Annotated in this window: 15 protein-coding genes; 13 read left to right on the top strand and 2 right to left on the bottom strand. The window is 34.9% G+C overall.

The window, feature by feature from the left end:
- The first annotated feature begins 1 nt into the window (after nucleotide 1).
- From rpsF to LB076_RS08740, 6 genes are all read left to right on the top strand, one after another.
- Entirely contained in the window at nucleotides 2-343 is a 342-nt protein-coding gene (gene rpsF, locus LB076_RS08715; RefSeq protein ID WP_026709513.1) for a 30S ribosomal protein S6, read from the top strand.
- A 5-nt stretch (nucleotides 344-348) separates the two neighbouring features.
- A complete protein-coding gene (gene rpsR / locus LB076_RS08720) occupies nucleotides 349-645 on the top strand; it encodes a 30S ribosomal protein S18 (RefSeq protein WP_066077030.1) in 297 nt (98 codons plus the stop codon).
- 66 nt (nucleotides 646-711) lie between these two features.
- Complete coding sequence (rplI, locus tag LB076_RS08725) at nucleotides 712-1,149, top strand: 50S ribosomal protein L9 (protein ID WP_066331332.1); 438 nt, start codon at nucleotides 712-714, stop codon at nucleotides 1,147-1,149.
- Nucleotides 1,150-1,237: 88 nt separating this feature from the next.
- On the top strand, nucleotides 1,238-1,711 hold the full coding sequence (locus tag LB076_RS08730) for a DUF6495 family protein (RefSeq protein ID WP_066331331.1): 474 nt from the start codon (nucleotides 1,238-1,240) through the stop codon (nucleotides 1,709-1,711).
- 76 nt (nucleotides 1,712-1,787) lie between these two features.
- Nucleotides 1,788-3,791, top strand: coding sequence for an NAD-dependent DNA ligase LigA (ligA, locus tag LB076_RS08735; protein WP_066331330.1), 2,004 nt, complete (start codon nucleotides 1,788-1,790; stop codon nucleotides 3,789-3,791).
- Complete coding sequence (locus tag LB076_RS08740; protein ID WP_066331329.1) at nucleotides 3,781-4,470, top strand: lysoplasmalogenase; 690 nt, start codon at nucleotides 3,781-3,783, stop codon at nucleotides 4,468-4,470. Before ligA ends, LB076_RS08740 begins: the two co-directional genes overlap by 11 nt.
- Here the strand turns inward: LB076_RS08740 and LB076_RS08745 are convergent.
- Together LB076_RS08745 and LB076_RS08750 are read right to left on the bottom strand one after the other, a co-directional pair.
- The gene (locus LB076_RS08745) at nucleotides 4,462-5,373 is read right to left on the bottom strand and encodes a bifunctional metallophosphatase/5'-nucleotidase (RefSeq protein ID WP_066331322.1); all 912 of its coding nucleotides are present in this window, start codon (nucleotides 5,371-5,373) and stop codon (nucleotides 4,462-4,464) included. The genes LB076_RS08740 and LB076_RS08745 overlap by 9 nt on opposite strands.
- A gap of 130 nt (nucleotides 5,374-5,503) precedes the next feature.
- Nucleotides 5,504-6,271, bottom strand: a complete 768-nt coding sequence (locus LB076_RS08750) for a 5'-nucleotidase C-terminal domain-containing protein (protein ID WP_425598037.1) — start codon at nucleotides 6,269-6,271, stop codon at nucleotides 5,504-5,506.
- Nucleotides 6,272-6,497: 226 nt separating this feature from the next.
- On the opposite strand from LB076_RS08750, the gene dapA reads away from it, so the two are divergent.
- The 7 genes from dapA to fabV all read left to right on the top strand — a co-directional run bounded on the left by dapA (nucleotide 6,498) and on the right by fabV (nucleotide 13,743).
- Nucleotides 6,498-7,379 (top strand): 4-hydroxy-tetrahydrodipicolinate synthase, encoded by an 882-nt coding sequence (gene dapA / locus LB076_RS08755; protein WP_066331318.1) that lies wholly within the window; start codon nucleotides 6,498-6,500, stop codon nucleotides 7,377-7,379.
- A 133-nt stretch (nucleotides 7,380-7,512) separates the two neighbouring features.
- The gene (locus LB076_RS08760; RefSeq protein WP_066331316.1) at nucleotides 7,513-8,307 is read left to right on the top strand and encodes an outer membrane protein assembly factor BamD; all 795 of its coding nucleotides are present in this window, start codon (nucleotides 7,513-7,515) and stop codon (nucleotides 8,305-8,307) included.
- A gap of 8 nt (nucleotides 8,308-8,315) precedes the next feature.
- Nucleotides 8,316-8,633, top strand: a complete 318-nt coding sequence (locus tag LB076_RS08765) for a DNA-directed RNA polymerase subunit omega (protein ID WP_066331314.1) — start codon at nucleotides 8,316-8,318, stop codon at nucleotides 8,631-8,633.
- 7 nt (nucleotides 8,634-8,640) lie between these two features.
- Nucleotides 8,641-9,879 (top strand): bifunctional phosphopantothenoylcysteine decarboxylase/phosphopantothenate--cysteine ligase CoaBC, encoded by a 1,239-nt coding sequence (gene coaBC / locus LB076_RS08770; RefSeq protein ID WP_066331312.1) that lies wholly within the window; start codon nucleotides 8,641-8,643, stop codon nucleotides 9,877-9,879.
- The gene (porD, locus tag LB076_RS08775; protein WP_066331310.1) at nucleotides 9,876-10,760 is read left to right on the top strand and encodes a type IX secretion system protein PorD; all 885 of its coding nucleotides are present in this window, start codon (nucleotides 9,876-9,878) and stop codon (nucleotides 10,758-10,760) included. The genes coaBC and porD overlap by 4 nt, the downstream gene beginning before the upstream one ends.
- A 52-nt stretch (nucleotides 10,761-10,812) precedes the next feature.
- Complete coding sequence (gene recN / locus LB076_RS08780; RefSeq protein WP_066331308.1) at nucleotides 10,813-12,465, top strand: DNA repair protein RecN; 1,653 nt, start codon at nucleotides 10,813-10,815, stop codon at nucleotides 12,463-12,465.
- A gap of 90 nt (nucleotides 12,466-12,555) precedes the next feature.
- Entirely contained in the window at nucleotides 12,556-13,743 is a 1,188-nt protein-coding gene (fabV, locus tag LB076_RS08785) for an enoyl-ACP reductase FabV (RefSeq protein WP_066331306.1), read from the top strand.
- Nucleotides 13,744-13,862: the final 119 nt, after the last annotated feature.

Consider the following 13,862-nt stretch of genomic DNA (forward strand, 5'->3'; position numbering starts at 1 on the left):
TATGAATCATTATGAAACTGTTTTCATTTTAAATCCCGTTTTATCTGACGTTCAGGTAAAGGAAACAGTAAGCAAATTTGAAGATTTTCTTACTAGTAGAGGTGCTACTTTTGTATCTAAAGAGGACTGGGGTCTTAAAAAAATGGCTTACGAAATCCAAAACAAAAAATCTGGATTTTACCATTTGTTTGAATATAACGTATCGGGAGAGGTTTTGATCGCTTTTGAAACTGAATTCAGACGTGACGAAAGAATTATGCGTTTTTTAACCGTAAGTCTTGACAAACATGCTATCTCTTGGGCTGAAAGAAGAAGAGCAAAACTTAAATCTCAAAAAGCTTAATTATTATGGCAACATTACAACAATCTGCTTCAGGAAAAAAAGACGGGGATATCAGATATCTTACGCCTTTGAACATAGAAACGAACAAACAAAAGAAATACTGTCGTTTCAAAAAATCAGGTATCAAATATATTGATTATAAAGATGCTGATTTCTTATTGAAATTTGTTAATGAGCAAGGAAAAATTCTTCCTCGTCGTTTAACAGGAACTTCATTAAAATACCAAAGAAAAGTGTCTGTAGCTGTTAAGCGTGCACGTCACTTAGCTTTAATGCCATACGTGGCCGATTTATTAAAATAATATTAAAAATAAAGTTGTTGTTCCGATAGCTATCGGGACTAACTTCTATAATACAAGGACAACAACATGGAATTGATTTTAAAACAAGACGTTCAAAATTTAGGATTTAAAGATGACGTAGTAACTGTAAAAAACGGATACGGTCGTAATTATTTAATCCCACAAGGATTTGCTCAATTAGCTACCTCTTCTGCAAAGAAAGTATTGGCTGAAAACCTAAAGCAAAGAGCACACAAAGAGGCAAAAGTAGTTGCTGATGCGCAAGCAATAGCAGAAAACTTAAAAGCTATCGAAATTAAAATTACAGCAAAAGCAGGTGGTGAAAAATTATTTGGTTCTATTACCAATATTGATTTAGCAGATGCTTTAGCAAAAGGTGGTCAAGTAATTGACAGAAAATTCATCACTAGCGGTATCGTTAAACGTACTGGTAAATACACAGCAAGTGTTCGTTTACACAGAGATGTAATTGTAGAATTACCTTATGAAATTGTTGCAGAATAATATCAAAAAGATAATTTTTTGTTATTCAAATATTAAAAATCACTCCTAGGAGTGGTTTTTTTTTTACCTACTTTTTAATAATAAGAATATGAAATACACCCGATTAACCAAAGAACAATTTGAGGAATTAACGCAAGAGTTTACCAATTTTTTAGCCACACAAGCCATTGATAAAGCCGAATGGGACAAAATTAAAACCGAAAAACCAGAAGTAGCAGAACAAGAGTTGGATGTTTTTTCGGATTTAATTTGGGAAGGAGTACTTACCAGGGCAGAATATCTAGAACATTTTTCAAAAAACCATATATTTTTATTTCAAAGTTACGATACCCATGTACAATCTATCGTCTTGAAATCCTTAGTTCCAGAGGTAGATTTTTTGACAAAAGAAGGCTTGCAATGGTTAAGTGACAATATGTTTACCGATACAATTGAAATGAAAACCGGAAGAAAAGAATTTACAGAAGAGCGTAATAGTTCCTTATTTGCTTTAATACAACAAGGTGCTTTTTTGAGTGACGGAAAATTATACCAACAAATTAATCAAATTATTGCCTCTTAATTTTGGGACTATTAATTATTTATTGGCTATTTTAGTACTCCATTTTCAAACACTAAAATAGCCAATTTTTTATTATATGGATATTGCCCAAACCATTGCATCTTTAAGAGAAGAGCTGAATCTTCATAACCATAATTATTATGTTTTAGACCATCCCGTTGTGTCTGATTATGAGTTTGATATCAAGTTAAAACAGCTACAAGAGTTAGAAAATAAATACCCCGAATATTTAGATTTAAATTCTCCAACACAACGAGTGGGAGGGGCGGTAACCAAAAATTTTAAAACCGTATCCCACCAATATCGGATGTACTCTTTGGATAACTCGTACTCTAAAGATGATTTATTAGACTGGGAAAAACGCATTCAAAAAGTTTTGGGTCAAGTACCCTTAAGCTACACCTGCGAATTGAAGTACGATGGTGCTTCTATTAGTATCACCTACCAAAACGGAAAATTACTCCAAGCCTTAACCCGTGGAGATGGTTTTCAGGGAGATGATGTAACCAACAATATCAAAACTATAAAATCCATCCCTCTGCAACTACAGGGCAATTATCCTGATTTATTTGATGTCCGAGGAGAAATTATCTTGCCCTTTGCAGGATTTGAAAAAATGAACCAAGAATTAATAGAAATTGGCGAAACACCCTATTCAAATCCCCGCAATACCGCCTCAGGAAGTTTAAAACTGCAAGACAGTGCCGAAGTAGCCAAACGGCCTTTAGATTGTTTGTTGTATTTTTTGATAGGCAAATCATTGCCATTTTCGACCCAATTTGAGGGCTTACAAGCCGCTAGAGAATGGGGTTTTAAAGTGCCCAATGAAGCCAAGTTAGCAAATAATTTAGAAGAGGTGTTTGCGTTTATTGATCATTGGGATCTACACAGACAGCATTTACCTTATGAAACCGATGGAGTAGTTATAAAAGTGAATAGCTTGCAATACCAAGACGAATTAGGATATACCGCCAAATCCCCTCGTTGGGCCATGGCTTACAAGTTTAAATCCGAACAAGTTAGCACGGTTTTAAATAGTATTTCGTATCAAGTTGGGCGTACTGGTGCCATTACCCCAGTTGCAAATTTGCAAGCAGTACCACTTGCAGGAACTATAGTAAAAAGAGCCTCTTTGCATAATGCAGATCAAATACAAAAGTTAGATATTCGGGTAGGGGATACCGTATTTGTAGAAAAAGGCGGTGAGATTATTCCTAAAATTATAGCCGTAGATCTAAGCAAACGCCCCCAAAATGCTTTAGCTACCACATACATCACACATTGTCCGGAATGTCAAACTTTGCTGGTGCGATCCCAAGGCGAAGCCAACCATTATTGTCCTAATTTTTATGGATGTCCGCCACAAATAATAGGAAGAATTCAGCATTTTATTTCTCGTAAAGCCATGGATATAGAAGGATTAGGAGGAGAAACAGTAGCATTATTGTATCATAACGGATTGGTACAAAACTATGCAGACTTGTATAACATAACTATAGATAAAATTCTTCCATTGGAGCGTATGGCTCAAAAATCTGCAGAAAATTTAATCCTTGGAGTGCAAAAATCCAAACAAATTCCTTTTGAAAGAGTTTTATACGCATTAGGTATCCGTTTTGTTGGAGAAACCGTAGCCAAAAAACTAGCAAAACATTACAAAAACATAGATGCTTTACGTCAGGCTACTTTGTTAGAACTGGTTTTAGTTGACGAAATTGGAGAAAAAATTGCCCAAAGCATACTAGATTTTTTTGCCAACTCCGAAAATAGTAAAAACATAGAACGTCTCAAAGAACAAGGCATTCAATTTGAAGTTATTGAAAAACACAATCCCAACGCCACCACAAAACTGGCGAACAAAACATTTGTAATTTCGGGTGTTTTTACAAAATTCTCGCGAGAAGAGTTAAAAAAAATAATTGAAGACAACGCCGGTAAATTAGCAAGTTCCATCTCCTCCAAAACCCACTATGTGATTGCTGGAGATAATATGGGGCCTGCAAAATTAGAAAAAGCAAACCAATTAAACATACCGGTTTTAACCGAAGATGCGTTCGTAAACCTATTGCATGAAAATTAAAACAATAGCCAAAGTAACCTACTTCTCTGCGGCTTTCTTTACCATTTTATGGAGCACCATTGAAGATAAACAGTGGATGCTATACTCCAAAGCATTGGTATTGCCATCTATAGTGTTTTATTATTTAATCCGAACGCAGTTTAAAATTGATTTTTTAAAAGGAGCTATTTTTTTGTTTTCTTATTTGGGAGCCTTGTATCCTTTATTGTTTCCAGACAAAGACGAAACCGTTTATATTCTGTGTTACTTATTTTCTAACGTTTTATTGTTAGGCTATCTCTTGCCTAATTTTATAAAATGGTATAGCAAATACAGTTACAGTCTGATTCTGATCGTATTCACTAGTGTGCTGCTAACTATTTTGGCCTATTTTATACTGACCTTACAATTTGAAAAAATGCACATTCCTATATTTTATCTGGTAGTGTATGCAATCATCTTGTCTTTTTTGGTGTTTATAGCCGTAGTGGAGTACAACCGCAAGAGCAATAGGTGCAATTCTAATTTACTATTGCTGGCAATTTTGTATCTACTGTCCGATTGTTTTTATATGTTTAATAAATTTTATGTACCCTTTTCTATTTTTAATTTCATCAACGTTTCTACACAGGTTTTTTCGTATTATTTTTTAGTACATTTTTTTATTTTAAATCAAAAAGAAGCATCCAAACTAAACTAAGATAGATTTTCCGTGAGTTTTTTTATTTCTATTAGAATCAAAATAAAAATCAATTCGGCCTAGATTAATGCCATAACAGCCCACTTGGTTGACCAAAACCTCTTTTCCAACAACATTTTGGACCACGGTAGGTTTTTCCAAAAAAGTATGGGTATGACCTCCAATAATCAAGTCAATATCTTGAGTTAATTGCGCTAATTTTAGATCCGAAATTCTGGATTCGTCCCTTTGGTAGGCATACCCAAGATGAGACAAGCAAATAACCACATCACATTGTAGTTCTTTTTTTAAGAGCCGGCTCATCTCTTGACTAATCTCTACAGGATCCTTATAAACGGTTTCCAAATACATTTTTTTATCCACCAACCCCTCCAGTTGAATACCAATACCAAAAATACCAACTTTTATTCCATTTTTATGAAATACCTTATAGGGCTTTATGATTCCATCTAGTAGTGTATTTTTAAAGTCATAATTAGCAGCCACAAAATCAAATTTTGCATGCGGCATTTGTGCATACAAACCATCCATTCCATTGTCAAAATCATGATTTCCAATAGTTGCCAAATCGTATTGCATCATGCTCATGAGCTTAAACTCCAATTCGCCACCATAATAATTAAAGTAAGGAGTTCCCTGAAAAATATCTCCAGCATCCAGCAACAATACATTTGGATTTTCGCGTCTAATAGATGCAATCAAAGCCGCTCTTCTAGCCACACCTCCCATATTGGCATTTCGGGGATCCTCAGGCCCAAAAGGATCAATATGGCTGTGCACATCATTGGTATGCAAGATGGTCAATTGTTTGATAGCAACAGTATCAAAACTATTTAAAGACAACCCTAAGCCAAGCAATGCAGCACCACTACTAGTTTTTTCTATAAACTCTCTTCTTTTCATTTTTAATTTATTTGGAGCTATTTCTTGCTATACGTTACAATCTTTTGGATGCCGTTAAAAAAAAACGGCATCCAAAAGGATTTTCACTACTATCAAGGCTATGGCTTTAGTTTAAAAAATTTTATTTACGTTATTCAACACTAATTCGTTGGTCTATATATCCAGTAATGGTATCGGTTTGTTTAAAATAATCCAACCATATATTTCTCAATTTATAATTCAAATCATACGGTTTGGATCCTTTAGCAAAAAAAGTCATATTGTCTCCACCATTAGCTAAATAATCATTGGTAGCCACATAATACAACTGCTCTTTGTATAAAGGTTTTCCTTGTATCAAAATAGTTTCAGCAAGATTATCTTTAGTAATCCTAAAAGTAAGACCCGACAACGGATGCGCCTTTTTAGTAGCAATAAAATAAGCAATCAGGTCTAATATTTGATCTCCAGTTAAGGCAATTACTACCAGATTATTTTCAAAAGGCATAATTTCAAAAGCATTTCGGGCGGTTACATTCCCTTTTGGCAAAATGGCCCGTATGCCACCACTATTGAGTAGACAAAGAGCAATTTCTTTTTGTTCTTTTTTCCAAAAAACAGCATTTCCGGCCTTTAAAACCACATCAGCCATCAGATTCCCTAGAGTAGATTGTAGGTTTGTTACTTTTTTGTCAAGAGTAACAGGGCAATAACTCAATACACTATCTAAATCCTTGTTAATGTGTTCTCTATAGGGTTTTATGTAGGCTTCAATAGCAGAACTAGAACCCTCTTGGGGCATTAAAGCAGTCTCTGGAGTTATTGCAATTTGTTTTCCCTCAATCTTGGTTAAGGCGCCAATTTTGTTCCCACAAGAAAGAATACCAAAAAATGTTAAGAATATAACAAAAAGTTTCAAAACCCTAATATACTTTTTTAGATTTACCATTTATAATAGTACTTAATTAATTAATTTTGCTAGCAGATAAAAGTAATACGTATATTCCTTTTAGTAGCGCAATTGTTGTAAAATTACTATTAAATAAACCGTTGTTTTTTAACCAAAAAATAACGGTTTATTAAAGACATATTATTCCAAGAATCACAGAAAATTAAAAAATACAATAAACCCAAACATACCCAATATGCAATCATTAATAGGAACCGGTGTTGCTCTTGTAACCCCATTTAAAGAAGATTTTTCAATTGATACTGAGGCATTAACTCGGATTGTTAATTTTTCTATAGCTGGGGGAGTAGAATATCTGGTAGTTTTAGGAACCACTGCCGAAAACGCAACCTTAACCCCAGAAGAGAAAGAATTAGTTATAACCACTATCGTTGCAGCCAACAAAGGAAGATTGCCTTTGGTTTTAGGCGTAGGAGGCAACGATACCAGAAAAGTAGTAGCCGAGTTAGAGACCAGAGATTTTTCGGACTTTGCGGCCATACTCTCTGTTTCGCCTTTTTATAATAAACCAACCCAAGAAGGGATTTACCAACATTTCAAGGCTATTTCAATAGCTTCTCCAGTACCGGTAATTATTTATAACGTACCCGGTAGAACTTCTAGCAACATGCTGCCCAAAACGGTACTTAGACTAGCAAATGATTTCCAAAACATAGTAGCCATAAAAGAAGCTGCAGGAGATTTAGTGCAAGCTATGCAAATTCTAAAAGACAAACCAAAAGACTTTATGGTAATCTCTGGAGACGATATGATTGCCTTACCGATGGTTTTGGCAGGTGGAGCAGGCGTAATATCGGTTATAGGTCAAGGATTTCCGAAAGAATTTTCCGAAATGATTCGTTTAGGGCTCAACCATAAAGTTACCGAAGCATTCCAATTACACTACCGTTTATCTGAGGCAATAGACATGATTTTTGAACAAGGCAATCCCGCCGGAATCAAACAAGTTTTTCAAAGTCTAGGTTTAGCAGACAGCTACCTGCGTTTGCCTTTAGTGCAAGTAGACGAATCCTTGCGTCAAAGAATTACACAATTTATTGAAAACCTAGATAAATAGGCTTTGTGAGAGTGCTTTTTTTAAATAAAGAAATATTTTGTAATGGCTAAATTAATACCTAAATTTGCCACCGAAACTGTAGTAAGTTTTTTTGTGAATTAGTATGTAATTTGCACGTAAAAAAAGCAAACAAATGAAAAAAATTATAGCCCTATTGTTTTTTGTAACACTTTTTAGCTCTTGTAATGCTTATCAAAAAGTGCTTAAAAAAGACGATGTTGCAGCAAAATTTGCCATGGGTACTACTCTATATGAGTCCGGAAAATACACTAAGGCTATACGACTTTTTGAACAAATAGCACCTGCTTATCGTGGCAAACCACAGGCAGAAAAGTTGTTTTATATGTTTGCTCAATCCTATTACAAAACCCAACAATATTATTTGGCGGGCTATCAATTTGAAAGTTTTGTATCCAGCTATCCAAAGAGTGAAAAACTCCAAGAAGCAGCCTATTTAGGTGCTGTGAGTTACTCGGAGTTATCACCAGTATATAGTCTAGATCAGGTAGATACCTTCAAAGCAATTGATAAATTGCAAGCCTTTATAGATGCCTATCCTAACTCGGAATATATGGAGCATGCAAATGCCACCTTGCAATCTTTGACCGAAAAAATAGAAAAAAAAGTATATGAAAATGCCAAAGGCTACCATACCATATCGGATTATAAATCTGCCATAGTAGCCTTAAATAATTTTGTAATAGATTATCCTGGAACCAAATACAAAGAAGATGCGTTATATTATAACCTAGATGCAGCGTATCAATTAGGGATCAATAGTATTGAATCAAAAAAAGAAGAACGCCTACAAAATGCCAAAAAAGCGTATGCTAATTTGATAAAATACAAATCAGAGACAAAATACAAACAAAAAGCCGATGTAATGTTGGTTAAGGTAGAACAAGATTTACAAAAATTTACTAAATAAATAAAGTCATGGATTTAAAAAAGACGAATGCTCCAGTAAATACAATAACGTATAACAAAACCGTTATTGAAGCACCTACTGGTAATGTGTATGAAGCAATAACCATTATGGCTAAAAGAGCAAATCAAATCAATTCTGAAATAAAAAAAGAATTAACAGAAAAACTAGAAGAATTTGCAACATATAATGACAGTTTGGAAGAAGTTTTTGAAAACAAAGAACAAATTGAAGTTTCTAAATTTTACGAAAAACTACCTAAGCCACATGCATTAGCAGTGCAAGAATGGTTAGAAGGAAAAGTTTACCATAGAGATTCAACTAAATAGTACCAGCATGTCAGTTTTAAGCGGTAAAAAAGTTTTGCTAGGAATATCTGGTGGAATTGCCGCCTACAAAACAACCTATTTAGTACGACTTTTGATAAAAGCAGGTGCACATGTCCAAGTGATAATGACACCTGCTTCTAAGGATTTTGTAACGCCACTTAGTTTGTCTACATTATCCAAAAATCCAGTTTATTCCAGTTTTTTTGCTACAGAAGACCATCACAATACAGAAGATGCACAGCCGAATCAGGAACAAAGATGGAACAACCATGTAGAATTGGGTTTGTGGGCTGATATAATGCTAATAGCGCCCGCTACCGCAAATACCTTATCCAAGATGGCTAATGGTATTTGTGATAACTTGCTTATTGCTACGTATTTATCGGCAAAATGTCCGGTATATTTTGCTCCCGCAATGGATTTGGATATGTACCAACACCCTACTACTGTGGCTAGTTTTCGTAGTTTACAACAATTTGGTATAACCATAATTCCTGCCGAAACAGGAGAGTTAGCAAGTGGTCTTTCTGGAGAAGGAAGAATGGCCGAACCAGAACATATTGTTGCTTTTCTTGAAGCAGATTTAGAGAGTAAGCTCCCCTTGAAAGGAAAAAAAATACTAATTACGGCAGGTCCAACCTACGAAGCAATAGACCCCGTACGTTTTATAGGTAACCATTCTTCCGGAAAAATGGGTTTTGATATCGCCAATAGTGCCGCAGCACTTGGTGCTACCGTTTTTTTAGTAGCGGGTCCCACAACACTACAGGTCAAACAGCCGAGTATTCAGGTCATAAACGTAACCTCTGCACAACAAATGTACGATGCTTGTCATGTCTATTTTGAACAAGTGGACGTTGCTATAGCAGCAGCTGCAGTAGCAGATTACAGACCCAAAACAGTAGCTACTCAAAAAATTAAAAAAGCGGCAGACAATTTGGTTATAGAACTCGAAAAAACCAAAGATATATTAGCTTCGTTAGGAGCAATCAAAAAAAAACAGTTTTTGATAGGTTTTGCTCTAGAGACCGAAAATGAAATTGAAAACGCAAAGGCTAAAATCCAGAAAAAAAACTTAGATTTGATTGTTCTAAACTCCTTGCAAGATTTAGGAGCAGGCTTCAAGCAATTAACAAACAAAGTTACTTTTATTGACAAAAACTACACCATAGAACCTATGGCGTTAAAATCAAAAGAGGCAGTTGCTGAGGATATTTTAAACAAAGTTATAGACCATTTTAGATGAAAAAAGTATTTGTATTCTTCGTGTTATTATTATCTGCAGGCGCTATAGCGCAACAGTTAAATTGTTCCTTGACCGTAAATGCACAAAAATTAAACAATACCAACCAGCAAGTTTTTAAAACATTAGAAACTTCTCTTAAGGAATTTGTGAATACTACCGATTGGACTGGACAAACAGTACAACAACACGAGAAAATAAATTGTTCTATATTTATAACTATTTTATCTCACAATTCCAATCAATTTTCAGCAACCATTCAAGTACAGTCTTCTAGACCAATTTACAATTCGTCGTATTCGTCTCCGGTTCTGAATTTTAATGACAAAAATTTTGATTTTAATTACACAGAATACGAAAATTTAAATTTCAATCCCAATGGTTTTAGTTCCAATTTAGTTTCTGTTATCTCGTTTTATAGTTATCTTATTTTGGGTATGGATGCAGACACATTTGTCTTAGAATCTGGAACAGACTATCTAGTACAAGCCCAAAATATTGCAAATATAGCCCAACAAAGCAGTAATAAGGGGTGGAGTCAATCAGACGGAAATGACAGCAGGTATTTTTTAATCAATGACTTGCTATCCCCAACCTATGCTGCTATCCGTAAAACCGAGCTAGAATACCATACCGGTTTAGACCTTATGGCTCAGGATTTAAAATCAGCCAAAGAGAAAGTCAAAATGGCATTGCTAAATTTGACCAAGCTAAATGCCGTAAAACCCAACGCATTTTTGACACGTACTTTCTTTGATGCAAAATCAGATGAAATAGTATCGGTTTTCTCCGGCGGTCCTTCAATAGATGTTACAGATCTTACAGAAAGTTTGAACCGAGTTTCTCCCATGAACTCCAGTAAATGGGCAACCATTACGTTTTAAACCCAGTGCGAATACTGTTATATTTTCTAAAAACCATTTCAAAAAAAACCAAATGATTACTTCATTATCTATAAAAAATTATGCCCTAATTGAAAAGTTGAGTATTGATTTTTCAAAAGGATTTTCAATTATTACCGGAGAAACAGGAGCTGGTAAATCGATCATTTTAGGTGCCTTAGGATTGATACAAGGCAAGAGGGCAGATTTATCTTCAATAAAAAACAAGGATGAAAAATGTGTTATTGAAGCACATTTTGAAATTGCGAAATACCATTTAGCCTCTTTTTTTAAGGAAAACGACATTGATTATGAGTCCGATACCATCATTAGACGCGAAATTCTTCCATCCGGAAAATCTAGGGCATTTATAAACGATAGTCCAGTAAACCTTCAATTATTGCAAGAATTAAGCTTGTTTTTGATTGACATCCATTCCCAGCAACAAACCAGAGAATTATCTGACGAAAACGTACAATTTGAAATCATTGATGCCATTGCCAAAAACCATTCTGTTATTTTGGAATACCAATTGGATTTAAGTACCTACAAATCGAATAAATCCAAGTTAAATAGCTTGATTAAAAAACAAGCAGATGCATTAAAAGAGCAAGAATACCATACTTTTTTATGGAAGGAACTTGTGGCAGCTAATCTAAAACCAGACGAACAAGAAATTTTGGAAGCAGATTTTGAGCAATTAAATAATGTAGAAATAATTAAAGAATCTTTAGATAAATCTTTGGCTATAGCCAATGAGGAGCAAATCGGAGTGTTGCAAAATTTAAAAGAGATTAAAGCTATTTTGCAAAAAATAACACCATTTTCTTTAGATTATGCCGCTTTAGTCGAACGTATATCTAGTGTATTGATTGAGTTTGATGATATAACACAAGAGTTAAACCGTTGTGCAGACAAATTAATAAATGATCCGGAGCAATTGGAATTACTAAACCAAAAACTACAACTCCTTTATAATTTACAAAAAAAACACCAAGTAGATAGCATAAGTGGTCTATTGGAGATACAATCCCAATTAGGCGCTTCTGTTGCAGAATTAGAAAATTTAGAAACAGATATAGCACAACTTACGGATGCAGTTCAAGAAAAAGAACGTGTTTTAGACCATCTAGCAATCCAAATTCATGATAATAGAGCAAAGGCAATCCCTATTTTGTCTCAAAAATTAATTACCATATTAGATACTTTAGGAATGCCAAATGTGCGTTTTGATATCCAAATTAAACAAACAAAAGCCTATTTAGCAAACGGCAAAGATGAAATGCAATTTTTATTTGCAGCAAATAAAGGCACCGATTTTGGTTTGTTAAAAAAAGTAGCTTCTGGTGGCGAGATGTCAAGAATAATGCTGGCTGTAAAAGCAATTTTAGCCCATTATTCTAAACTACCTACTTTAATATTTGACGAAATAGATACTGGAGTATCTGGCGAAATTGCAATCAAAATGGGAGAAATAATGAAAGAAATGAGCCAAACCATGCAAATTTTTGCCATAACCCATCTGCCACAAATTGCCGCCAAAGGAAATGCTCACTTTAAAGTATTTAAATCTACCGTAGGTGAAGCCACCCAATCCGAGCTTAAACTATTAACCAATGAAGAACGTGTAGTAGAAATTGCACAAATGTTATCCGGAACCGTAGTTTCAGATTCGGCCTTAAATCACGCCAAAGCCTTGCTGAACTAGATTTTTGATTTATATTTGTTCTCAAATTAGAGATTTACCAGCCTATTTAAGGTTTACGAAACACAAAATTCAACGCATAAAATATACAAAATGATTATAGAACCTAGAATGAGAGGATTTATTTGTTTGACAGCCCATCCAGATGGTTGTGAACAAAGTGTAAAAAATCAAATTGAATACATCAAATCAAAAGGAGCAATCCAAGGTGCCAAAAACGTATTAGTTATTGGTGCTTCAACGGGTTTTGGACTCGCTTCAAGAATTTCGAGTGCATTTGGATCTAATGCTTCTACACTTGGCGTTTTTTTTGAAAAACCACCAAGCGAAGGAAAAACTGCCTCACCAGGTTGGTACAACTCAGCAGCTTTTGAAAAAGAAGCGCACAAAGCTGGTTTGTATGCCAAGAGCATCAACGGCGATGCTTTTTCAGATGCTGTCAAAAAACAAACTTTAGACCTAATTAAAGCAGATTTAGGACAAGTAGATTTAATTATCTATAGTTTAGCTTCTCCGGTGCGTTTGGATCCTAAAACAGAAGTATTGCATCGTTCTGTTTTAAAACCAATTGGAGATAAATTTACAAACAAAACCGTAGATTTTCACTCCGGAAAAGTATCCGAAATAACCATTGAGCCTGCCGCAGGCGAAGATATTGAAAACACCGTAAAAGTAATGGGTGGCGAAGACTGGGCAATGTGGATAGAGGCACTAAAGGCTGCTAATTTGTTAGCACCAGGAGCAACAACAGTTGCCTACTCGTATATTGGTCCATCCCTTACGGAGGCTGTGTATAGAAAAGGAACCATTGGTCGCGCTAAGGACCATCTAGAAGCTACCGCTTTTACCATTACGGATAGCCTTACAAGCATTGGCGGTAAAGCCTATGTTTCTGTAAACAAAGCATTAGTAACCCAAGCAAGTTCTGCAATTCCGGTAATTCCGTTGTATATTTCATTGTTGTATAAAATTATGAAAGCAGAAGGAATTCATGAAGGATGTATTGAACAAATCCAGCGTTTGTATGCCGATAGGTTGTTTACTGGCAAAGAAATCCCAACGGATGAAAAAGGCAGAATTAGAATTGACGATTGGGAAATGCGTCCAGATGTACAAGAAAAAATCGCCAAATTATGGCAAGAAGCTACCACCGAAAATTTAGCCGAACTAGGAGATTTAGAAGGATACCGAAGTGATTTTCATAATCTTTTTGGATTTGGCCTCAAAGGGGTAGATTACAAAGCAGATACTAACGAAATGGTAGGCATAGAGAGTATCTAATACTACGATTCATTTTTATAGAACACCTTACTTTATGGAGACTTTAGTCTTTTTATAGTAAGGTGTTTTTTTAGATAACTTAAATTAAAATTTTAAAGCCATACTCGTATGCAAATAGA

The sequence above is a fragment of the Flavobacterium crassostreae genome (assembly GCF_001831475.1).
Classification (GTDB): Bacteria; Bacteroidota; Bacteroidia; order Flavobacteriales; family Flavobacteriaceae; genus Flavobacterium; species Flavobacterium crassostreae.

Bases quoted from the DNA above. Each gene is read 5' to 3' on its own strand.
- rpsF (WP_026709513.1), top strand. From the start codon at position 2: ATGAATCATTATGAAACTGTTTTCATTTTAAATCCCGTTTTATCTGAC.
- rpsR (WP_066077030.1), top strand. From the start codon at position 349: ATGGCAACATTACAACAATCTGCTTCAGGAAAAAAAGACGGGGATATC.
- rplI (WP_066331332.1), top strand. From the start codon at position 712: ATGGAATTGATTTTAAAACAAGACGTTCAAAATTTAGGATTTAAAGAT.
- LB076_RS08730 (WP_066331331.1), top strand. From the start codon at position 1,238: ATGAAATACACCCGATTAACCAAAGAACAATTTGAGGAATTAACGCAA.
- ligA (WP_066331330.1), top strand. From the start codon at position 1,788: ATGGATATTGCCCAAACCATTGCATCTTTAAGAGAAGAGCTGAATCTT.
- LB076_RS08740 (WP_066331329.1), top strand. From the start codon at position 3,781: ATGAAAATTAAAACAATAGCCAAAGTAACCTACTTCTCTGCGGCTTTC.
- LB076_RS08745 (WP_066331322.1), bottom strand. From the start codon at position 5,373: ATGAAAAGAAGAGAGTTTATAGAAAAAACTAGTAGTGGTGCTGCATTG.
- dapA (WP_066331318.1), top strand. From the start codon at position 6,498: ATGCAATCATTAATAGGAACCGGTGTTGCTCTTGTAACCCCATTTAAA.
- LB076_RS08760 (WP_066331316.1), top strand. From the start codon at position 7,513: ATGAAAAAAATTATAGCCCTATTGTTTTTTGTAACACTTTTTAGCTCT.
- LB076_RS08765 (WP_066331314.1), top strand. From the start codon at position 8,316: ATGGATTTAAAAAAGACGAATGCTCCAGTAAATACAATAACGTATAAC.
- coaBC (WP_066331312.1), top strand. From the start codon at position 8,641: ATGTCAGTTTTAAGCGGTAAAAAAGTTTTGCTAGGAATATCTGGTGGA.
- porD (WP_066331310.1), top strand. From the start codon at position 9,876: ATGAAAAAAGTATTTGTATTCTTCGTGTTATTATTATCTGCAGGCGCT.
- recN (WP_066331308.1), top strand. From the start codon at position 10,813: ATGATTACTTCATTATCTATAAAAAATTATGCCCTAATTGAAAAGTTG.
- fabV (WP_066331306.1), top strand. From the start codon at position 12,556: ATGATTATAGAACCTAGAATGAGAGGATTTATTTGTTTGACAGCCCAT.